The 21,206-nt window shown below is 50.4% G+C and carries 27 protein-coding genes and 3 pseudogenes; 4 read left to right on the top strand and 26 right to left on the bottom strand.

The window, feature by feature from the left end; all coding sequences use genetic code 11:
• The first annotated feature begins 10 nt into the window (after positions 1–10).
• Together KKH3_RS07315 and KKH3_RS07320 are read left to right on the top strand one after the other, a co-directional pair.
• Positions 11–547 carry a rhodanese family protein gene (locus KKH3_RS07315; protein ID WP_039357561.1) on the top strand — a complete coding sequence of 179 codons (537 nt, stop codon included), beginning with the start codon at positions 11–13 and terminating at the stop codon, positions 545–547.
• A 65-nt stretch (positions 548–612) separates the two neighbouring features.
• Complete coding sequence (locus tag KKH3_RS07320; RefSeq protein WP_039357564.1) at positions 613–942, top strand: DHCW motif cupin fold protein; 330 nt, start codon at positions 613–615, stop codon at positions 940–942.
• 214 nt (positions 943–1,156) lie between these two features.
• On the opposite strand, the gene KKH3_RS07325 is transcribed toward KKH3_RS07320, so the two are convergent.
• Positions 1,157–2,047 carry an oxidoreductase gene (locus KKH3_RS07325; RefSeq protein ID WP_039357567.1) on the bottom strand — a complete coding sequence of 297 codons (891 nt, stop codon included), beginning with the start codon at positions 2,045–2,047 and terminating at the stop codon, positions 1,157–1,159.
• Between the two features lie 575 nt (positions 2,048–2,622).
• On the opposite strand from KKH3_RS07325, the pseudogene KKH3_RS22595 reads away from it, so the two are divergent.
• A pseudogene (locus KKH3_RS22595) lies at positions 2,623–2,691 on the top strand (tail fiber/spike domain-containing protein); the annotation flags it as partial.
• A gap of 99 nt (positions 2,692–2,790) precedes the next feature.
• Positions 2,791–4,308, top strand: a complete 1,518-nt coding sequence (locus KKH3_RS07330; protein ID WP_039357571.1) for a hypothetical protein — start codon at positions 2,791–2,793, stop codon at positions 4,306–4,308.
• Between the two features lie 76 nt (positions 4,309–4,384).
• On the opposite strand, the gene KKH3_RS07335 is transcribed toward KKH3_RS07330, so the two are convergent.
• From KKH3_RS07335 to KKH3_RS07450, 25 genes and pseudogenes are all read right to left on the bottom strand, one after another.
• The gene (locus KKH3_RS07335; protein WP_039357573.1) at positions 4,385–4,669 is read right to left on the bottom strand and encodes a type II toxin-antitoxin system RelE/ParE family toxin; all 285 of its coding nucleotides are present in this window, start codon (positions 4,667–4,669) and stop codon (positions 4,385–4,387) included.
• Entirely contained in the window at positions 4,659–4,904 is a 246-nt protein-coding gene (gene relB, locus KKH3_RS07340) for a type II toxin-antitoxin system RelB family antitoxin (protein WP_010286544.1), read from the bottom strand. Before relB ends, KKH3_RS07335 begins: the two co-directional genes overlap by 11 nt.
• 226 nt (positions 4,905–5,130) lie before the next feature.
• Positions 5,131–5,445 (bottom strand): annotated as a pseudogene (locus KKH3_RS07345) (integrase arm-type DNA-binding domain-containing protein); the annotation flags it as partial.
• A 283-nt stretch (positions 5,446–5,728) separates the two neighbouring features.
• Positions 5,729–6,019, bottom strand: coding sequence for a hypothetical protein (locus KKH3_RS22230; RefSeq protein WP_139338628.1), 291 nt, complete (start codon positions 6,017–6,019; stop codon positions 5,729–5,731).
• Positions 6,020–6,094: 75 nt separating this feature from the next.
• Positions 6,095–6,841, bottom strand: a complete 747-nt coding sequence (locus tag KKH3_RS07350; protein ID WP_039357578.1) for a hypothetical protein — start codon at positions 6,839–6,841, stop codon at positions 6,095–6,097.
• A gap of 276 nt (positions 6,842–7,117) precedes the next feature.
• Positions 7,118–7,408 carry a hypothetical protein gene (locus tag KKH3_RS07355; protein ID WP_039357581.1) on the bottom strand — a complete coding sequence of 97 codons (291 nt, stop codon included), beginning with the start codon at positions 7,406–7,408 and terminating at the stop codon, positions 7,118–7,120.
• Between the two features lie 237 nt (positions 7,409–7,645).
• The gene (locus tag KKH3_RS07360; RefSeq protein WP_039357585.1) at positions 7,646–8,137 is read right to left on the bottom strand and encodes a hypothetical protein; all 492 of its coding nucleotides are present in this window, start codon (positions 8,135–8,137) and stop codon (positions 7,646–7,648) included.
• A gap of 130 nt (positions 8,138–8,267) precedes the next feature.
• Positions 8,268–8,744, bottom strand: coding sequence for a terminase small subunit-like protein (locus KKH3_RS07365; RefSeq protein WP_052201372.1), 477 nt, complete (start codon positions 8,742–8,744; stop codon positions 8,268–8,270).
• Positions 8,745–9,014: 270 nt separating this feature from the next.
• Positions 9,015–9,680: a Gp138 family membrane-puncturing spike protein gene (locus KKH3_RS07370; RefSeq protein ID WP_240560675.1), complete on the bottom strand. Its 666-nt coding sequence runs from the start codon at positions 9,678–9,680 to the stop codon at positions 9,015–9,017.
• A complete protein-coding gene (locus KKH3_RS07375; RefSeq protein ID WP_039357588.1) occupies positions 9,680–10,585 on the bottom strand; it encodes a phage protein in 906 nt (301 codons plus the stop codon). Before KKH3_RS07375 ends, KKH3_RS07370 begins: the two co-directional genes overlap by 1 nt.
• Positions 10,572–12,272: a lytic transglycosylase domain-containing protein gene (locus KKH3_RS21340; protein ID WP_052201312.1), complete on the bottom strand. Its 1,701-nt coding sequence runs from the start codon at positions 12,270–12,272 to the stop codon at positions 10,572–10,574. The genes KKH3_RS07375 and KKH3_RS21340 overlap by 14 nt, the downstream gene beginning before the upstream one ends.
• Positions 12,265–12,444, bottom strand: coding sequence for a hypothetical protein (locus KKH3_RS07385; RefSeq protein ID WP_039357591.1), 180 nt, complete (start codon positions 12,442–12,444; stop codon positions 12,265–12,267). The genes KKH3_RS21340 and KKH3_RS07385 overlap by 8 nt, the downstream gene beginning before the upstream one ends.
• Before the next feature lie 489 nt (positions 12,445–12,933).
• A complete protein-coding gene (locus KKH3_RS07395; protein WP_039357598.1) occupies positions 12,934–13,917 on the bottom strand; it encodes a helix-turn-helix domain-containing protein in 984 nt (327 codons plus the stop codon).
• Complete coding sequence (locus tag KKH3_RS07400; RefSeq protein ID WP_080756522.1) at positions 13,908–14,360, bottom strand: ProQ/FINO family protein; 453 nt, start codon at positions 14,358–14,360, stop codon at positions 13,908–13,910. Before KKH3_RS07400 ends, KKH3_RS07395 begins: the two co-directional genes overlap by 10 nt.
• Positions 14,361–14,371: 11 nt before the next feature.
• Positions 14,372–14,809 carry a single-stranded DNA-binding protein gene (locus tag KKH3_RS07405; RefSeq protein ID WP_039357601.1) on the bottom strand — a complete coding sequence of 146 codons (438 nt, stop codon included), beginning with the start codon at positions 14,807–14,809 and terminating at the stop codon, positions 14,372–14,374.
• Between the two features lie 169 nt (positions 14,810–14,978).
• Positions 14,979–17,663: a TOPRIM and DUF927 domain-containing protein gene (locus KKH3_RS07410; protein ID WP_039357604.1), complete on the bottom strand. Its 2,685-nt coding sequence runs from the start codon at positions 17,661–17,663 to the stop codon at positions 14,979–14,981.
• A gap of 10 nt (positions 17,664–17,673) precedes the next feature.
• The gene (locus KKH3_RS07415; protein WP_052201313.1) at positions 17,674–18,306 is read right to left on the bottom strand and encodes a hypothetical protein; all 633 of its coding nucleotides are present in this window, start codon (positions 18,304–18,306) and stop codon (positions 17,674–17,676) included.
• A complete protein-coding gene (locus tag KKH3_RS07420; RefSeq protein ID WP_039357607.1) occupies positions 18,303–18,530 on the bottom strand; it encodes a hypothetical protein in 228 nt (75 codons plus the stop codon). The genes KKH3_RS07415 and KKH3_RS07420 overlap by 4 nt, the downstream gene beginning before the upstream one ends.
• Positions 18,527–18,736, bottom strand: a complete 210-nt coding sequence (locus KKH3_RS07425) for a hypothetical protein (protein WP_052201314.1) — start codon at positions 18,734–18,736, stop codon at positions 18,527–18,529. Before KKH3_RS07425 ends, KKH3_RS07420 begins: the two co-directional genes overlap by 4 nt.
• Complete coding sequence (locus KKH3_RS07430) at positions 18,729–18,935, bottom strand: hypothetical protein (protein ID WP_039357613.1); 207 nt, start codon at positions 18,933–18,935, stop codon at positions 18,729–18,731. The genes KKH3_RS07425 and KKH3_RS07430 overlap by 8 nt, the downstream gene beginning before the upstream one ends.
• The gene (locus tag KKH3_RS07435) at positions 18,928–19,164 is read right to left on the bottom strand and encodes a hypothetical protein (RefSeq protein WP_039357614.1); all 237 of its coding nucleotides are present in this window, start codon (positions 19,162–19,164) and stop codon (positions 18,928–18,930) included. The genes KKH3_RS07430 and KKH3_RS07435 overlap by 8 nt, the downstream gene beginning before the upstream one ends.
• Positions 19,154–19,345 (bottom strand): hypothetical protein, encoded by a 192-nt coding sequence (locus KKH3_RS21645; RefSeq protein WP_072034512.1) that lies wholly within the window; start codon positions 19,343–19,345, stop codon positions 19,154–19,156. Before KKH3_RS21645 ends, KKH3_RS07435 begins: the two co-directional genes overlap by 11 nt.
• Positions 19,346–19,561: 216 nt before the next feature.
• Positions 19,562–19,909 (bottom strand): annotated as a pseudogene (locus KKH3_RS21650) (ash family protein); the annotation flags it as partial.
• The gene (locus KKH3_RS07445) at positions 19,902–20,744 is read right to left on the bottom strand and encodes an antA/AntB antirepressor family protein (protein ID WP_039357615.1); all 843 of its coding nucleotides are present in this window, start codon (positions 20,742–20,744) and stop codon (positions 19,902–19,904) included. The pseudogene KKH3_RS21650 and the gene KKH3_RS07445, both read right to left, overlap by 8 nt.
• A 14-nt stretch (positions 20,745–20,758) precedes the next feature.
• Positions 20,759–21,205 carry a PM1773 family protein gene (locus KKH3_RS07450; protein WP_039357617.1) on the bottom strand — a complete coding sequence of 149 codons (447 nt, stop codon included), beginning with the start codon at positions 21,203–21,205 and terminating at the stop codon, positions 20,759–20,761.
• Between the last annotated feature and the right edge of the window lies 1 nt (position 21,206).

A 21,206-nucleotide genomic window follows, 5' to 3' on the forward strand; every position in this document is an offset into this window, starting at 1 on the left:
GATCATAATCATGCCAACACCCGTTGCTATCCCACCCGCTCAAGCCCGCAAGTTGTTAGATGGAGGGGCGGTACTCATTGATATTCGCCAGCCAGAAGAATATGCCCGCGAGCACATCGCACAGGCAAGATTGCACCCTCTGAATTCCGCTGTCGGGTATGTTATTCCTGCTGATGAGAGTGAAGGAAAGGTGGTGATTTTCCATTGTTTGTCTGGCATGCGCTCGGAACAGAATGCTGACTTGCTGGCGCAGGCGGTTTCACCCGCAACGGCATTTCTTCTGGAAGGGGGAATGGCCGCATGGAAAAAAGCAGGATTTCCGACGGAGGTAAATCGTAAGCAGCCGATTGAACTCATGCGGCAGGTTCAAATCGCCGCTGGCGTACTTATTCTTGGTGGTGTATTACTGGGCTACAGCGTAAACAGCGCTTTCTTCTTGTTCTCTGGTTTTGTCGGGGCAGGGCTGCTGTTTGCTGGGGTGACGGGTTTTTGCGGCATGGCAAAGCTATTAATGAAAATGCCGTGGAACCGTGCCGCCAAACGCTGATGTACCGGGATAGCTTGCCGTTAGCGGAGTGTTAACTGATAACGTTAAAGAATTGGGGCAGTATTATGGACATGAAAAACATTCCGTTTGGTACGACTGACTGGTCGCAAATAGAGCCCACCGAACATCGGGGGGAAACAGGGGTCGCCTACTGGCGTACACAGCATTTTGATAATATTAGGGTTCGTATTGTTGAGTACACGCCTGGCTATCTGGCCGATCACTGGTGCTCTAAAGGACATATCTTGCTGTGCCTTGAAGGTGAACTTCATACAGAATTAGACGACGGTCGTGTTTTTGTCCTCAAACCGGGAATGAGCTACCAGGTTGCAGATAAGGCGGAAGCGCACCGTTCCTACAGCGAGACGGGCGCTAAGCTGTTCGTTGTCGATTGATGCTAGAGGGCTAACGCTGAATCGCGATTAGCCCTTGATTTTAGTTAGCCTCATTCTACCCATTCTTTTATCGGTGATAATTGGCTTGTTAAACCTATTGTTCGAAAAACTTATTGATGGACTTTATGATTAAAACTCGCGTTACTCTGGTTAACCGTTTATTGGATCTTATCTAAACAGCATGTTGTCGTCTTACCCCCCTTAAATTAACGAATTAACCTGGCCCTTCACTTCCTGCCGCCAGCAGCGGCACCAACACATCACTAATCGGCGTAGGAATACCATGTGAACGGCCATAGCGCTGCACCACACCGTTGCGGATATCCCATTCCAGTGGGCGGTTGGCCTGACGATCGGCGAGAATGGAGGTGCCAAGATCCGCTGGCGCATGATGAAAACCAGTAATGATCTCCTGTGGAACGTTATCGTTCAGTACTGCTCCTTCCGCACGTGCTACCGTTAGACACTCACTCAGATAAGCTTGTGCCAGTTCAGTAATATCCACGCGTGAGAACATTCCGGCACGACGATTTGCAAGTACCATCAGACCAGCGACAGCATTCTGTAACAGCTTTCGCCAGGCTAGGGAGATAAAATCGGCCGAAAGCTCAACGTCGCAGAGCGTGCCGCTGAGCGCATCGACTACCTGCATTGCTTGCGGCACATCCGGCAGCGTCAAGCGCGGTTTGGCACGGAGCCAGACGGAGGCATCCGGTTCACGCTGAGCCGGAAACCATACTATTGAAGGTAATATCGTTGCGCCGTTGACATAGGGTTCTAGCTGTTTTTTTTGCTCGACACCATTTTGCAGTGCGCATACTACGGTATGTTCATCGCACAGCGCGGCCAGCCAGTTAGCACTGTCAGCGACTTGAGTGGTTTTTACCGCGATAAACACCAGATCGTACGGGTGGTTAATCGCCGTCGGATAATGCAATACCGGACCTTGCACCACAATTTCACCGTGGTCGTGACGCAGAATTAACTGTGGATGCGCGGTGCGCCCGCAAAGGATCGGTGTGCGGTTAACTTCATGTAGTGCAGCAGCGATAGTAGTCCCGATAGCGCCCGGACCAATCAGAGCAATCGTAGTAAGGGTAGACATGCCGTATTCTCCTTATTTGATAACCCATTATCAGTGTGCCAGTGGCAGTCATCATACACGGCAGCATGGTTCTTCGCGTTAACGTTTGGCTCTTGCGGAACTGGGGCTTCTGTAGCAGCGTACACACCGTAGGCCAAATCGTGAAAATGGCTCATGCCTGATGAATTATAAGATCTGGAAGCCTTCGCAACACAACAAATAGCTTCAGTTTTTATATAGCGCCTTTATCTATAGCCAACTATCCCAAACCTCAACCGGATTTAGTCGGCTAACAATGTTTCCCCCTGAAACGACTTGTTATACCCACGATGATGTGATTAATTCTGCGATTACGAAAATCGGTTAAATAATGCACAGATTATTGATGGGGCTGTAAATTCTCGTGACGAATTTTAGATTGAACATCTGGGTATTCGTCATCGTACACTGTTGGCATCAATATGAATGTCAACAGGGCGATGATGACTTATGGCGATATCACGAAGAAGTCTTTTGAATTGGGTAATTCCGTCTGTAATTCTAACGAAGCTCTCTTCAGCGAAAGCGATGGGGAACGTTACTGATGGGACGGACCGCTGCCCAAAGTCGCTCCCGCCAGTTCGACACCTGAGTCAACTGGCGGTGTAGGTAGCAACGCCTGGAAGAACGCCGGAGATACAGCACTCAGGCATGCTCTGGCAAGCCCGGGTGAAGGAGTCGGGGCCGCTCTTGTAAATACCCCATTCGACGGGAGTGTTCAACAGGTGATTGGCTTATCACCATTTAAACGTGTCGGTAGCATTGGCTCTGGTATTTTAATCGAGAACAAAACTGATGCCGTTAAATTCAATGATATGTATTACATCTATGAAGGAACACTGCCACATACCACATTAGAAACGTCCCCTGATGATAATTATCGGTGCATCGGGCTGTTAAATGGTTGGCCAATCACACATACCCGCAACTGGGGTATTCATTCGGATGGTAAGGATCAAACGGCAGCAGTCGAGTTTATGCTGGATAATTTGCCGCCGGATTCAACAGTGCTCAGCGACATGAAAGCAATTTATGTCGCTGCATTACAACTGACTACCGATCGTACATCTGCAAAATTTAAAGGGGTGAGATTCGCCCCATTCTTTGCCGCAGGTGAAGTTGTTTTGCCGCTGATGTTTAATTGCACCTTGTCAGGTTTGGTTTTTGAAGACTGTGCATTCGATAAGCCTCCGCGGCATAAGTCTGTAACGTCCGTTTTTAAGATGACAAACACATTAAATTGCCGATTTAATAGAAATGTGAGCACCGGGACGGCGGGCACCATCGGTAAATTTTGGGAAATGTATAACGTTAAAGAATCATCGTGGTCGAATAATCGTATTGACATCGATCCTGAAGGAGAAACAGGGATTGTTTGGGATTTTAACTACTGTGTAAATAACACCATTGATGGCGGTTATTATGCTTACGCGGCAACGCTGCTAAATTTTTCCAATATCCCACACCCCAAGAACAGATATCACACGGAAGGGGTGTATGTGACGAACATTGATACTGCAAATATCGCATTGCCGATAAAAGGAATTTGGGTTACTGCACTGTTTATTAGCAACTTCCAGTTCGATTTTTGCTCAGAGCGCTTCTTCGAGTTCACCAATGGTGGTCATTGTGCGTTATCGAATGGTTGGTTCGCCAATAAATCAACATCAACACAGACTCTCTTCGCCGTTGTTGCTGCATCGGCGTTTACCGGCCTGACGCTTTCAAATATCCACTTTATCAATAACTCGGGTGATAATAAGAGGCAGTTATTTAGTGTAAGCCCCAGCTCCGACTATGGCATTCGTGTAATGAATTGTGTCGCAACAAATTTCTCGCTAGGTACTGTGCTTGGCTCGGGGTCTCAATTACAGGGACTGACGTTGGTCAACGAAGGGGCGACGGTTGGTGTTAATAACGCTATTTCACGTATGCGGGGGCTTGGCCTGGAAATACTGAATAAAAATGCGTGGAAGGCTAATGCTCATTCTGCATACATCGCATTGGGAAATGCGTACGGTGCTGCCATGATTCGTACCGAAAACGGCAGTCATACAAACAGGATTGGTATGTCACTCAACGTGCTATATGACGGAAGCGAAGTACAGTCAGTATACTTATCCGACTATACGATTCGCTTACCCGTGTTACCTGACACGGCGGAAGCGGCCGGAGCCAACGGCCTATATGCAGGTTCGGATGGCATTGTTCGTATCAACCGCAGCGCAACCAGACGATCTTGATTGTTGGTTATGCTTTTTGCCGTTTTTCATGGCTGTGTGGCGATTAGTTGGTGGATGAATGTTCGTTAAAGGTTGTTCACCATTTTGCGGGTAAACGCCTGTGCGTATGAAAGACGCGTAGAATCTGGAGCATATTATCTTTCATGCGGTAGGGGATGATGTAGAGATAGTGCGTTAACACCAGTTCACGCGTTCCAGGTACACGGCCAGGTCTTCCGATTGCTGGCTGTTGCGGTAGTAATTCCGTTAATCTTTGGACTTCATCTACGAACTGACTGGCAGCCTGAGGATCGTCTTGCGCGATGTAAAGGTACTCGGCTTCCAAATTGGCCGCGGCTTTACGCAGCCATTTAATTTCCATGTCTTGCCGTACCTAATTTTTTAAAGAGATTGTTCATCTCATCTGATGAGACAAAATCGCCCGCATCGGCTTCTTTAATGGCTTGCTCGATCTCTGCTATCTGCCAGGCTTCCCGTGCAAGATAGTCTTCAATAGCTTGCCCAGCCAGAAAAGAGCGGGTACGCCCCGTGGCTTTAGCCAGCGCATCAAGCTGCGCGGTTGTTTCATCATTTAATCGAACAGACATGACGCCCATACTGCCACCTCACTACATTGTATGCTTTGTATACATTGTAGTTGCTGGGGATATAGGAGGCAAGCGACTACTTAATGGTATTCGGGATGTTGTACTCAGTGCTGAAGTGGGTTGGTCGCTGACTGCCTGTTAACAGTAAAGCGGAAGTTCGAAATTGTTCTCACTATCCAGGATTTATTACTAACATTGCAGCGTGTTAAGCAATTGGAGCAGGTCACAGCGGCGCATTCAGGTTGATGGCTTGCTCTTGTTCATGCAGCTGTTGCTGGTGGAATTGTGGATCGATGCTTTTTTCTAAGAGAGCTTTGGCTGCTTCCCGCATTTGTCTGGCATCAGCCAAAGAAATTGCCGGATAGCTGCCAAACGTCAACGTAGTGCGCTTTTTAGTCTGTGGGTGGTAATAGCGAAAACGCCATGTCTTTGTGCCGGAAGGTTTGACGAACAATAGCAGCCCGCCACCATCATGTAGCGACAATTCTTTGTCTATTGCTTTAGCGGCTTTGACTTCCGTGTTTGTGAGGGGCTTTGCCTGAATTGCCATGATCGTTACCTTTGGGACTACGGTTTTATGGGACTATGTTGATTTAGTCCCAAATGTAGTCCCAAACTTTCCGGCTGTAAACGGGGTATGCCGATAGATAACAGGCAACAAAAAACCCGCAAACTCAGTGAAAATGCGGGTTTCTGTGGGGTTTCCGGTAGTAAACGATACTTACCGAATAGCACGAGAGAAATTGAATTAAACCCCCTAATTATTGTTATTAATTGTATTTTTTTAATTTGTTTTTCTTTTGTATGCCTATCTGTATGCCTAAAGCGAAAAGTCACTCTGGAAAGGCAGGGTAGGGAGCCACTTCGCCTGGTGGGATAGTGAACCAATCGCCCAGCAGATCTGATAACGCGGGTGGGATTACTTCACTACTATGCGTGCAAGCGAATGACACAACAAACACCCAACAAAAAAACACGTATATATAAGCAAAAGTATGTTGGTTCAGTCGGTTCAGTTGGTTCAATTTGTAAAGGCGGTTGTTTTCATTAATTATTTTTTCAAAAACTGAACCGACATAGGGGCGTTTTGAACCAACACGAACCCCTGATTGAACCAACATCATGATCCGCTGTTGTCGCTCACCGTCTGATTGGGTACAAAAAACCGGCTCTGTAGCCGGTTCGTATAGCGGTTAGCCCTATTGAGCACGCTTGTACTGCCAAAGGAAAAGCGCCCACTCTCCAAAATCTACCCGGTCCGCATAAAATAGATATGAGCGAAATGTTTCGTCTGAGATGGATTTATCGCGTGTCATCGCAGCCCACATACGCAGCCCTTTAGCCAGATAAGCCACGCAATTGTTATATTCCATCCCTCGCGCATTCGACGCCACTCCATCGGGCTGGCAATCCATTACTTGGTTGTATATGAGCCCAGGAATCCCATCCTCACCTAAATAAAAAGACTCTCTTCCATTAACTCGTACACCGTACTGATACTCTCGAAAACCAGATGGCCATAACGGTGTTACCTTGACGGGAACTCGATCAGGGCGACATGTGACATTCTCCCGATTGATAATATCGAGCAACTTCTTAACGGTTTGGTCGCCATCAGGTGATTGCAGGTAGCATCTTTGGCGGGGTATTGAGGCTATGCGTGCCTCTTCCTTCTCACGCTTTGCTATTTCTTCCCTTTCTGCTCGCTCCTGATCTGCCTGCATTTTTTTGTTTCTTTCTTCCGTCATGGTGTTCCATTTTTTATCTTGCTCAATTTTTTGATTGGAAATACCAGATGAACAGCCAGTAATAAAAAACGGCAATAACGCCGCCAGCAGTACCACGTTCCATCGCATAAAATTACCTCTCATAAATAGATACACAGGGATGATATCGGCATTCATGGCTGAGTCTGTACAGTTGTTTGTGTCCGTTGCTGGTGGCATAGCTCCACCAGCGTGTAACGCTCACAACGTTACTATATCCTTATAGATAGCCAGCGTCAGTTTGTAGAAAAAGGATGTTGTGATGATCGATTTGTTGTTTTACATACCATGAGAACAAATTGCCGTTAAAGCCGGTAGTGGCGCGGGGTAGGCTCAAAAGCCATGTTCAATTATGTAAAAGTAAATAAAACTATCTCGGCTTTTTGGTGATGCGGATTTGTAGCTGTTGGAGTTATATAACCCCTTGCTGATTGCAAGGGATTGTTATCTTTAATATCAAATCGGCGATATACCAGATTTGATTATCTCATTTTCAACATCGAATCTGTCCAAATCTTCATTAGAAGCAATGAAGTAATGTCGACCATCCGCCGTAATGAATTCTGTTACTTGATGAGAAATTGTGTCATTTGGTGTAACTTCTGCCGGAACATGTTGTGCATACATTTTTCCTAATCGGTCGGTTTTTTGCGGGACTTCCAACACTTGAGTGAGCGTATGGGTAAATGACTGCCCATGACATTCCCCACCGATAACAAGATAATCGTAATACTTTTCTTCAGTCATAATCATTCCGTAGTAAATAGTTCACGATTCACTGTGGCACACACATAACCGATATGCATCATCACTTGTGCCCAGTTGTTTCCTGCGGTATTAAGTACCTTTCTGCTTTCGCGTTGATACTATCTTGAAACCTTACAGTAAGGTGCTACCTTGTGCCCGTTTCGTTTTTAATGTCTTCAAAAAACTAAAAACTCTTATCATCTTTCAGATGAGCAAACAAAATCAGTGACTGGATGACTACAATTTACAACTTGTCTTGACTTGAGCTAACATTTTACCAAAGCGACATATCCGAACCTCTTGCTTTATCGATAAGACTGTATTTATTGGTGCTAATAATTCATTTTTTTTTCTGCCCCCAAAGAGATAACCATTTGCACTATTGGATAATGTTTCCCAAGCATGAGATTGCTCTTGTGTCGCTGAGTATATCTCATACCCAATCCAAGCAACTTGGCATTTTGCAAACGCTCTTATCGCATCAGGCCTTAAAGGATCTGAACCGCTGTAAGTGCTATGACTATTTTTATTTGAAAAGCTATCGGAGAGTATATTTAATTCGGCCTTAAAGCCCTCAATTGACATTTTGTATTTCTGATATGCTTTTGTTTTTTCTTGTTTTTTCCATGATTTCATTGCGAGGATCGCGACAATGGCAGCAAAAAAAGTTGCCAGCGCAGCCAAACATGAACCAATGGCACCAAGCATAACCCATGTATCATCACTCATATATTCTTACCTAAAGGGTAACTGCGACTAAGCTAAATATTACCTATACAATAAGATAACTTTACCTCTATAACAAATAGCATTTTTCCTAGTGTATATCGCTCATCGCTTTGGAATATATCAGGAAAAGCTAATCCAAATCGGGGAGTAGTTTTTCTAACGCAGCTTGTGCCTTTGCGTAATCCTCTGGTGTGTAATTCACCTGGTTGATCGGGCCACCATCTTTACCGGTGATCTCTTGGGTGAGGCGTTCCCCGTATTTCTTCGGTGCCATACGCGATAACACCCATTTTCTAGCATCTATTTTTAGCCTGGCTTTTGCCACTTCGGACGCATCGGCTTTAACCCCATCAGCGATATCCATTATTTCATCAAAAATCACATCAGCGCGAACATCGGTTGCTTTCGCGTACTGGTCGCGAAATCCTTCGTTTTCAGCCAGCCAGCGAAACACCGTCGCCTTATTTGGCATACCGGGACGGAGGCATACATCACGTAGGCTTTCACCTTCCGCCAACAATGTACAAATGTCGTCCGCAACCTCTTGCATGTAGTCAGAAGGGCGCCCTACGCGGTTTTTCTTAGCAGATTGATTGTTGTTTTTCATTTGCGGGCAATTTGAATCAATTTGATTTTCAATTTGAGGAATTGATTTTTTCGGCTTGGTACGCGGGTTCGCGATAGCTGCGTTTAGCGAATCCCGCGAACGGCTGGTTTCCGGTTTTTCCCATCCCTGTAATTTTGCCCTTTTGCGGATGGTAGCATCGCTAATGCCATGCTCTCGCGCTAATGCCCGAATTGATAACGCCCCTTCACGATATTTACGCTCTATGGTTTCCCAGTCAGTGGCATGATTATTATCCATCGTTTTCACCTTTTATCGCGGCCGCTGCGTGCTGCCTGTACCCGTTTCCACGCCGTCATGAACGTGATCGCTAAATTCGATATCCCCTACTGACAGGCCACCAGCGGTAACCGCTGTCCGTCCGTCTAGCGTTGTTTTACCGCTGTGTGTTATCCCTTCAGGCGAAACCGTCAACGAAACGCCGCCGCACGTCAGAGTTATGCCGCTATCGGTCAGGTGGATGCGCACAGAGCCGTCACGATTGCTAATGCCCACACCTGAAGTGGGAAGATCAGGAATAGCGGTTTTCAAAGATCGATAGCCGGGGGAGAAAAACGCATCGTCAGCGGAGAATTGACGTTCGTCAGCAGGCGCAACAATACCTCCCTGATCGATCCACGCATCGATAGACTGCTTGGCAAAATGGATAAGCCCTTCGGTGCCTGCTGGCAGTTCGTGAAAAACTGCCCACTCCGCAGTACTAGAGAAGCGCACCGGCACATTGATAATAATGGGCACATCAACGTAGCGACCGGCTAACTTGCGCTGAATACCGCATTGTACCTGTGCGCGTTGGGTCGTTGGATTGTAGGCCATGACATGACCGGGGATTGTTGTCATCACATCCCGGATTGCGGAGGTCTTCACCGCTTCCATTGCGCGGTATAGCGGGTTCACTTGTGAATTGCTCATTGCCATTATCGAATAACCTCATTGCTCCGCATACGGGCGGTAATAGTCGTTGTCCAGTCATCGCGCCAGAAATTGCCAATGTGATCGACGCTTTCCACCACCAGCCGGCTTTTGTTTCGGAATGCCCGTGAATAGGCTTGCATGTTAGTGCGATACATCTCGCTAAAGCCCAATTGTTCATGCTCGGAATAAACCTGAATTACGTCACCGGGAGTAATGACATGATCCAATCTGACATCGACCTCGACATAATTCATATAGATGCGCGGTATGCCTTCCATGCCGTGGTTTATGTCGATCACTCTCGGCTTGCCGGGCTTTTCTGCGCCATTACGGATGATGGCTACGCCGTCCGTTTTCAGCCACCATTTAAAATCATAAATACGCTCTAGGGCGTCCATCGCGTCTTTGGTCATTGCCATCAGGGTTTTGCCTTGAATGGCGGGGGGCAGATCGGAGAAGTCGCCGATGATTTCCATTGGCAGGCCAAAGGTGGCAGCAGTCCCCCGGATAATCTCAATAGCAGGCGTGTTCTCACCCCATGTGTGTGCGATGAAGGCGCTGGACATTTTCTTACCATTACAGAAGCAGTACAGCGTCAGCGTGGTGGCCACACCTTCACGTTGCGTTGAGCGGTTAAATATCTGCCCCCGATAAATCAGCCCGCAATTGCCCTGATAACCGGCTTTTATCTCTACCGTGTCGTATTTATTAAAAATATCCCAGCGCGTACCTTTTGATGTGCCATAGATCGTGATTTTTGCTTTACCGGTCTTGTTACCCGGTGTGTGGGACACACTGAAAATAACCTGCATCGGTGGGGCAAACGTGAGGGTTCCCCTGCTGCTACTGCTTGAAATGGTTATCAGGTAATCTCGACCAAACTGATAATTTACGTTATCGACCATCATCTTTTGTCAGCTCCACATATTCACGCGACTGCTCATCCATCACACGACGAACGGCGCGTTCGGTTTCTTCTACGCCCGCCACGCCGCTAATGGTGATCTGGTTGGATATCGTTACCGGACGTGATGAGCGGGAGCTGCTGCCATATTCACCGTCATCATCGTTATAGCTGCTGCGTGGGCGGGGATAAGATGGCGACGTATTATAGGGTGCCATCAGTTCATTAAAGGTAGGGCTGGTGGGCATGTGACCTGTCACCTTGCCGATGTATTTCCTCGTTTCCGCTGGCATGGCGTTCATGCCGTACTCGTCCACGTTCCCCATGCCCCAGTTATACGACGCCAGCGCTTTGGGCAGATTGCCGTTGTGCCTGTCCATCAACTGGCGCATATAGCGTGCGGCCGCATCAGCGGATTTCTCCAGATTGAAAACATCAGAGCCGTACAGCCCCATGTCTTTGGCTGTGCCGGGCATAAACTGGAATGGTCCCAATGCGCCTTTGGGGGAGATCAGATTTTTGCCACCAGAGGATTCAGTCTGGTAAAGGCCATTGAGTACGCCGGGCGGTAAGCCGTATTTGCCTTCTAAGGAGGAAAACAGTGATTGCTCACCGCTGCGTGGCATCGTTGGGCTGGTGGCGGGGCTATTGTTGGGGGAAATCCAGCGGCCATTTTCATAGTGGCCTTTACCGTTACCGAGTAGTGCCTGTCCGAAATCGCCCCAGCTCGGTGCTGTGCGGATATTCTGGAAGTATTCAGACTCGCCAAAAATGCTATTCAACGCACCATCAATAAATGGCTCGGCAGTCACCGCCGCCGCAACGGGTAAACCCAGTTTGTGTAAGCCGGGGATACCCAGCGCCTTAGTCGTTTTTGCCGCCGCCAGCACCGCTACACCCGCCGCGATCCCTTTGATATAGGGCAGGCTTTCACGGATAGACGAAACAATATCGGTTTTGTTCGCCAGCAGCCATTCATCGGTTTTCTGGATAAGTTTGGTGATTTCCGGCGTCAGCAGTGCGCCAATAGAGTTATTCAGATCCATCATGTTGGTGGCAAGGTCAGTGACCGCAGTACGGTATTCCGTACCGATTTTTACGTCATCGTCGCTGACGCCGGTACTGCGCTTATTGAATTCGGCAAAATATCGATCAATGCCTGCACGCCCCATACGAAAGAGCTTTTCATCATCTTCATTGATGTTCATCCCTTCCCGGAAGTTTTGCAGGCCATCAAAGCCGGACGCCGCCGCTTGGTTATAGTAATCGGCCATCGTCTTGATCACTTCCACGCTGTCCTTGCCTTGCAGGTCATGAGGGTTAACGCCCGCGTTATTCATAAAGGCTTTATCGCTGAACGTGCCATAGGTGGCGGTGAGCGCCCATGAGTTGGCCTTATCAATAAGGCTGTTGGCGCTGGTGCGTTTCCCCCCGGCCTGCTCCATCGCATAACTCAGCCGCAGTACATCATTACGGGCAATGTTGGCGTGCTTACTGAATGCTTCTAAATCCGTCACCATGCGGGAAAAGCCTGCCGTCATCGCATTCAGGCCAGTGATACCACCCGCAGCAGAGAACAGCAGCAGGGCAGTATCCTTGACGCCCTTTAGGGCATCGTTGGCGTCCTTGAAAGATTTTTGATCGACATCCAGCCCCAGCGATACCAGCAGCGAATCAATGGTTTCAGCCATGTGCTACCTCAATATCTTTTAGCGCTTTATCCATCAGGCTACGTGCAATCACATGGATGGTGGGCGCAACGCCCAGCGGTGACTTGCTGCGCTCCTGCTCCTGAAGACGGCGAATTGTGCTGACCTGTTCTTTACTGAGTAATACCGGTACCACTTTCCCGCGTGCGGTCATATAACACCCCATACATGATATTTATACAGTGGTTATTATTGCATAAATTAAAACGATATCAATTAACGTTGCAATTTATGGGACGAAAGGGCGTAAAAAAACCGGATTGCTCCGGTTGGTGGGTGTCTTCAGCCTTTAACTAAATAGGTAAGACATTGCCCTGTAAACTAAAGCGTCTGACATATAAACCCTATTGATGCGAAAAAGGCGGCAAATCGATTCCATTTCGCTTGGGTTTGCATACTTAATACCAAGTTATGCATGTCTACTGGCTTCTTACCTTCTCCCATAGAGAGTATTACCGCATTGGGCTTTGTTCTTGATGTGTAAAGACTGGAAATTAACCAACATATGGCAGATAGGAAGGTAAAAATAGAATCCAATCGGTATTCTTTAATCCAAATTACTATCTCATTCATTATCAATCACATCCTCTATCAATATTGGTGAAGTGTATTCGATTCAGAATATAGCCGTTCATCAGAGTTTTTACCCGTCCAGCCCACCACCCAGCAGATTGAGATACACCGCATCATTATCCCCGCCACGGTCTTGGTGCCGGTCGCATTTCAGGAACCATTTCAGCACGGCGAGTGCCTCCTGCTGGTGGATCGGGCTGATAGTGGCTAGATTGCCGCTCAGCCAATCTTCCCGATCACAGACGCATGGATTGTGTTCATAGGACGTATCCCCCAGTTCTTTGCTGGCGGCGTTGCGCATTGCATAAAGCCAACGCCAGTATTCAAACTCACGCACCACATCCGAAAGCGTGTGCGGCTCCGGCAGAACGTCACAAAAGCCCCGGTGAGCGACTGAACGGGCATCAGCTACATCCACGCAGCGTAGCCCTTTCAATTCTCCACTCGTTACCTCGTCCGGTGTCATACCGTAGTGCTTATCCACCAGCAAGCCGGATTGTTCAATCAGACGCTCTGGCTCGGTTGGCTCCATCGCGGCTTCATAGCTGCCGTAATACGCCCGTACCTGGCTGGCGGTATCAATGGCTTTCCTCGCGTTCTCAATACAGCGTTGCGGATTATCCATCCCGATGGTACTGAATGCCGCAATAAACAATTCTTGCCCCTGCGACACCATCCAGTTGCGGTAGCGTTTTTCAGCCTCCTTCGGCGTAATGGTGAGTTTTTGCAGGGCGATTTCCGCCGCTGGCAGGTGGGCAGGCTCATCCAGCTTGATAACTTCCAGTACCCACAGATACGCATCTGTCTGGCGGTATCCGGTAATCACCCGTTGTGGGGGTAACGGTTTGACGGTCGCCAGCGCGGTGCTGTAGCGCAGTTCAGGGATGGAGAACATCGCCCTATGCGCCGGATTGTCCGCAAACAGTCCGCTTCGCTGGCAGACACTGCGCACGGTCGGGTGTTTCATCCCCATATGTGTGGCTATCGTGCGGTAGCCCATCCCGCCACGTTTGAGGCGGATAATCTCCGCCTTCTGTTCTGCTGTCAGGCGCATTTTGCATCCTCTGTGCGCAGGGCGGTTTTCTGCTTGCGCTGCGCTCTGGCACGCTCCTGCTGTTCGGCGGTGACTTCCCCCTGAGGCTTGCCGTTCAGGTCGTAGCGTTGCCCACCAGCGGCCAGCGCTTTGATGTAGGCAGAACGATGGATATACAGCCCCAGCGAAAAACGCAGCGAACCCGCGCCGGATAATTGGCGACGTTCAATATCTGCCCCCAGCGCCTTATCGATCCCGATAGCCAGCGGTCTGGGGTTTTCCAGACTGAACGCATCCGGCCAGAGTAAAACCAGCCGTTCGAGCTTTTTCCGGTTCTTGCGGTGCTGCTTACTGCCTGCTTTTTCTGTCGCTTGTGCGGGTGACGCTGTGACATGTCCCGGCGTTGTTACCTTGTTCACGGTGGCTCGCTTCAGACGCAATACGGTACGTGTGTTCTCTGTCATCGTGCTATTCCTCAAAATGGCGCGTCATCGCTGAAATCAGATGCGTGACGGTCGTCAGCCTGTGCGCTTTGTTCGTGTGCGCGGCGTAGCGCGTCAGTGGGTTGGCCTGCGGCACCTTTACGGCCTCCGGGTCGCACCGTTCGGGCGCTTACCACGCTGTCGGCAATCACCTGGTAGCCGGTTTGTGCGTTACCGTGGCCGTCTGTCCACTGGGTGATCTGCATGTTGCCCGATACGCTCATCAGGTCGCCTTTCTGGTGTTTCGCCAGCGCGTCAGCCTGTTTGCCAAAGGCCGTCACCGCCAGCCAGAAAGTGGCTTCGCCGCTCTCTGCCTTCTGACAGGGCAGCGGCACTGCCATACGGGTGAAACTCATGGTGTTACCGTTGCTGGTGGTGCGGCTCTGCACGTCCACCACCAGACGGCCATAAGCGGAAATCTGTGCTGTCATGGTTGTTTTCCTCCCTTCAGCCGTTTATCGCTGTTGGTTCAAAATGCCCGTTTGTTGGTTCAGTGTTGGTTCAAAATGAAAAATATTTTCCTTACATAACAATCATCTTTACACATTGAACCAACTGAACTAACTGAACCAACACACTTTCTACGTGTGTGAAGCAATCCTATTCTGGCTGGTCGTCTTCCGGGCGATACTGAAGGACGTAGACGTTTATCTGTCGCCCATCAATACGCGGAGACTTACGCTGATAGCCGCGCCCGCTGGTGGGCGGGGTCAACATGCCCGCACCGCGCAGGATTTCGGCAAACTGTTTGGCGTTAAACCCTTTGGCAATTTCGCCCTCAAACGCGGCGGGGAAGGTGTAGAACACCATCGGTGAATCGTCGTGTTTGCCGCGGTCACGGTATCCGGCTAAATCCCGAATAGGCAGGCTGGCACTATCGTAAGGCAATGGCGCGAACCGGCTTAACCCACACGCATTCAGGAACGCTTCGCACTGTTCGATAATCTGCTGGTGTTCTTTGTTGCCGGTACCGAATTCACGCACCCAGGCATTGAAGCTGTGCTGTATCGCGTCGCGGCACGTTTGCTCATCCCAGCCAGTGATAACCTTACCCAGCGATAGCGCGGCCTCCATCACGGCAAAGCGTGCGGCCACGCGGTGAACCTGTTCGCCATAGTCAGATGGAATTAACCCACGCCAGCGCATTTCGGCGGCTCTCACGGCCTCGATAGCCTGTTGCGGGTGGTCGGCAAGGTACTTGATCCATTCTCGACCGGCTGCGCCGTAGTGCTGCTGGTAGGCATCTTTCAGCGCATCGGCGTGTTGTTTGCCGTTGCTGTGTTCATGAAAGCGTATAGCCTTGCTTAACGGGATATTCAGCAGGCGTACCAGTTGCCCGGCTTTAGTCTTTCTGCCCACACTGGCAATGAAGGTTTCCAAATCCATTTCGCCGGTACTGATCGCCACCGTGCGCCAGCGTTTTAAATCCCGGTTGCCGCCTTCTTTGGCTCCCTGTAGCTTGCCCACGCCGTTAAACAGGGCATAGGCGGCTTGTGCCACGCTCACCGGGTCAGCGCCTTGTCCCACTTCATCCAGTGGCATCAGGCCATCATTGTGGGCGGCGGCTTCGTTCGCCAGCCCCAGCGCAGTGCCGTACCACGTCAGGCGCAGTAAATCGGGGTTGCCGTACAGACTGGCGGAGACATTCGCTGCCGTGGTCTTACCGGCACTGGATTGCTCATAGAAATGGATACCGAACCCGTCCGAACCCGATAGCCCAATAAGCGGAGCGGATAACGCCGCCGCTATGCCGGTCATCATGGAATAGTTGCCGTCCACCAGCCGCGCAATGCTGTGACGCCAGCTTTCAGCGGTGCCTTTGACGGTGTAGCCCGCCGCCGCAGAGCTGCGACCGTTGAACAGTACCGGCCTGTCGGGTTGTCCGATAATTTCACCGTCGGGCATGATGTAGGCACCACACTGCCAGCCTGTGGCATGGGCGATATGCCAAATCTCATGCACGGCGCTGCGCTGGAGCCAGTCGGCCAGTATCGCCCTCAGGCTGTTTTTGGTGGTGACATTCACGCCGCCGTTTTTCAGCGTTCGCCAGCCTTCGCGTTCACCGATATCAGCCAGAGGAATAGCCTGCGTGGTATCCACGTTTGCGCCGATTGCCCGCCAGCGCAGTATCAGATACTGGTCTTTTTCATCCCGACCAATGCCCACCACGTTTAGTGCGGAGCATAGCCAGCTTTCGTTGTTGATCACCTCGCCGCTGTCTTTGTCTACTTTGGGCGTCAGCCAGAAAACGCCATCTTTGCGGCTCTCAACACGCGGCTTTAACGGGTCGTCACGTGTCGGTTTATCACCGCTAGGCACCGGATAGAGCGAATCGGCAAACGCCTGTGTCGCGGCGGTCAGTCCGTGTTGCTGGCGGTAATCGTCCCAGTCGGCTTTTTCGCTGGTGGGCGGTAGGGCTACCCAGCCGTTCACCTCACGGGCGGCTTTCTCTGCCCAGTCTTTCCCCGCGTTCGGCTTACCTGCCACGATGTCGTTATCCGCGGCAAAGATGATTTGCGCATTGGGATACAGAGCACGCATCGTCTTTGCGACCGGCACCATGTTGCCTGCATCGATAGCGGCGATGGTCAGCGCATCAGGGCGCATCAGGTGAGCACTTAACGCAGTCGCCAGTCCCTCACCAATAATCACCGTATCGGGCTGTTCTGAGGCATTAACAACGTGATATGCCCCACGTTTGGCGGAATCCGTCATCAGCCGCTTATTACCATCGGGTTTTATTGTCTGTGCGGCGATGGCGGCACCGTTCGCGTCCTGTAACACCAGCAGCAGGGAGCCATCAGACAGCAGCGAATAAGAAAACCCGGTTAACCCTTTCCCAGCCAGATAAGCAGACTCCCCCGGCTGTGCCTGTGCAGTCAGCGTCGCCAGCCGTGCGGCAAAGCGCTGGGCTTTTTCGTCAACGGAAGAAGAACGCCCGTTATTTTCCGCTGGCGGTTCACTCTGGCGGGTGGGTTGTTCCCATGTTCGGGCATCGATACCCAACACCTCCGCCACCAGTTGCGCCGCATCCATTGCGGCACACTGGCGAACGTTCATCACCAGCGCCAGCCCGTCACCGGCTTCCGGCTCACAGTGGCGGCAATGCCATGTCCCGCGCCCTTCCAGATTATCGAACTGAAAGCGATCGGTACCGCCACAGGCCGGGCAAGGGGTTAGCGTTGTTGGATGACGGGGAACCTCGATCCCCAATTGAGAAAGCACATCAGGCCAGCGTCCACCAGCAGCGGCGGATACCTTGCGAATAAAATCGATATTACGCATTCACTCGCCCTCAGTGCGCCGTCAGTGTTGGGGGAACGCCACCCAGTTTGATGGTCTGTATGGCGCCGTCATGCAACTTTGCCATCACCCCGCGTCCGATATCGGTTAGCCCGTCAGCGGCAAAGTCAATCATGGCGACATAGAACGTCAGCGCGTGGCGTAATCCTTCCTCTTCGCCATAACACTCCACCAGCCCGCGCTCTACAGTGCTGGCGATAGCAGAACGTTCGGCATGGGGATAAATAGGGATATCTCCGTATTTGCCGCGATACAGTACGGCGGTCGTCTGGCGTCCCTGCTCATCGAATACAGTGATATGGCCATTTGCCGCTTCCTGTTCAAGCACGAATTTCACCGAGACGAACCAGCGCCATAGAATCAATTGCTGCCTGTCACTGGGCTGGAAGTAACCCAGCACAACGGCGTCAGTGAGTGCGCGGATCATGTGAATACCGGTTAATAAGGCATGGTCGTAAGCATCGCTATCCAGACGAGCAACGCCTTCATCAAAGGATATCAGCAGCACCTCACTGCCTTGTGTGGCGGCGTTTTGAAGCGTAATACGGATACCTTCGGGCAGCGCCTCGATGTGGTCACTTGTGGATTGCGTCGCCAGCGTGGAAAAGGAAAGTATCCGGTTCATTTTGTGCCTCCTGTCTTAATCGCACCCATATCTTCCGCCTTTTTCAGACAGGAAATGGCTTCGATAACCTGATCCATCACGATAGCAACACGGATAGATTCACCCTCGCGGGCTTCGTCGTCCGGGATGAGGTTCAGCCACATATCAAGGATCTCTTGCGATTTTTTGACGTGGTGTAACGCTTCCTCAACCTGGCAACAAATCTCATAAACCTGTCTGCTCATGCTGCCGCTCCTGTGTCTGGTGAAATCACCTGATAACCCGCACGGGTTGCCAGTTCCAGAAAGGTATCGAGTCCCGCCACCAGCTCATCATCGAATAGTCGGCGGTCGCTGGTGGCTCTGCCGTTCTTCACGTACACCAGCACGCGCCCTGTGAAATCAGGGGTAACTTGCAGCGTGGCGGTAATGGTTGGAGTCTGGTTAGGCATGGCTACCCCCTTTAGAAACTTCACAGGCGTAATCATGAGCAATATCGATTAACTCAATGCCTACGCTACGGTGGCGCTCGGTGTTCATCAGAAACATGCCCGCATTCAGCAATCCGGCAATATTAGTGATCGCATCCTCGGCATTCATCGCCATGCCTTTGAACGGGTTAGCGGCTGCGTTTTGCGCATTATTAGCCACGGGGCACCTCCGTTTTTTCAGGGGTATCACCTTCACGGCATCGGCTTTGCTTTTGTTGCTCATCCAGCAGCCATAAAGCAGGGTTGGCTGATAAATCACGGGCAAGCCCTAACGCCGTAGCCATATCGACTTCACTTAATCGTTCGTGAGTCTGTTCAAGTAACAGCAGTAGAACGCACAACTGATCGGCCTGCTGTGTTGCCTGAGACAACGTAGCGTCACGCAACATGGGACACCTCCGCTTGTGCAGGTTCTTTCTGGCTGGTGCGGTACAGGTGATCGATACGCTCTTGCAGGACAAACAGCAGAATTTCACGCGCTTGAGGCTCATCGGTATTAACAGCGGCGTAGGCCAGTGCGCGGCATTGGTCGATAATTTCTTCCAGTTCTAACGGGGTGTTATCGAACATGGCGCATCTCCTGAACGGGCAGGCGTCCAGCGAAAAAGCAGACATGATCACGAACCAATACGCGGCGGGCTTCATGCTCAGAAACAGCAGGGATATGGTGGATAACAGGGGTGATCGTCGCACCGTCACGACGAACGGCGGCAATAAGCCAAACAAATTGCGGTTTTTGGGTAGGGGTAGTAGCCGACATGTAGCAGCCTCCTGTAACTGGGATGTAATCCCACCACCGGAAACGCCAATTTCACTGGTGGTGAGCTGAACAGGGTTGGCGTAACCGGCGTTACAGGAAACCGGCGCGGATTGCTCCGCCCCCATCCAGCCCACCATTACTCTGTGAGCGCCGCGAATTATAACCGCAACGCTGAAAAAAGGGTGTGCAGATGTGAGGACACAAAAAAAGACGCTAGGCGCGTCATGTGTCGCCTGTAACATTACCGGGACGCCAATCCCGGCACCAGATTTTGCTGGTGCCATATGACCATAGCCCATATTCGCCGCAAACGGCAAGCGGTTTTTGCGTACAGTGTGCGCAGTGTTGATTAACAGCATGGAAGCATTACGCATGGTTCACCCCCAAACGTTTTGCCATCCAGCGTTGAGACAGTCGGGTTAACTCAGCCTTTCGTTGGTGATAATCCTGCCCCAGTTCGATCAGCGTAATGTTGGTCTGTTCAAGGTAGGAAAGGTGTTCCAACTGATCCGCGCTCATGCTGTCGCGTGGCTCTCCTGCAATACCATTAACCCGCGCCCAATCCTTTGCCGTTAGGCCACCCAATACCAGGCGAGCGATCATGTTGCTCTCGGTGGTGTAGTGGTGCGGTAGCGTTTTTTTGCCCAGTTCAGAGCGGGCGATTTCCAATGCGGCACACATCGGCTTGAAGTAATTCGCAGCGGTCAGACGAGCTTTTAGCTGACGGCGGAAACGTGCGGCCACTTCCGGTACGCTATGCTGTAGCGCTTCTTCGCACTGAATGAAGTAACGACGAACGGCACGGCCTTGCTCGTTGCGCTCGACCATTGCCAATTCTTTTGCCATGTTTAGTGACAACACATAATCCTTGCTGCGGCGATCACCACCCCTGCCTGTTTTCCATTTTTGGTCTGACAGGCTACTATCGATACATTGATTCACCAGAATGGGGGAATCAAAGGTCAAAAAATCAACATTATCGATAAAGTCATATTCTTCAATACGGCCTTTAATCCAGGTGGCAAAATCGCGCCCTACACCTAACACAATATGTAATGCTTTGGCACTCACAATACTGGTTTCATTTCCCCCAATTCGACCAGAAATAACAGGGACGATCGCGGCAAAGTCATTACTGAAAATATCGCTCTGGCTGTTTTCAGGGTGAGCGAATCCCTGACCGTTAAGGTCATTATTTTTTGATGTCATAAAATCAGGCTCCGTTAGCTGGCGGCGTAATCCGGGTACAGGCTCAGGATATGGTTAATTTCTTGCTGGGTAATCGGCTGGTGGCCGTTAATATCGGCATTGTTATTTACCAGTCGAATGACACGGGAAATATCATCACGCTTTGCAAACCGATAACGGTAGTGACTGCCGATCCCGTCTGCGTTTGGTTCATCAATACGCTCTAACTGAATATCAAGCAGGCGTTCTAATTCGGTAGCGTAATTCCGGCCAGAGGAAAGGCGGCAATGCCTGAGAATGTCATTCTCAGTAAACCCACCAGTACCGGAACGCAGCATGAAAACCCGTGCGCGATGCTTCTTAGGGACTGGCCTTATCCGCTCTGGCTGGCTATTATGTCCACCAGCAATATTAGTTTGCGCAGCAGGTTTTATTTGTTCAAGTTGACGCTCGGTAGCACGGGCGTTTTTCATTTGTGACATA

This window comes from Pectobacterium actinidiae, from assembly GCF_000803315.1.
In the GTDB taxonomy this organism is placed as follows: Bacteria; Pseudomonadota; Gammaproteobacteria; order Enterobacterales; family Enterobacteriaceae; genus Pectobacterium; species Pectobacterium actinidiae.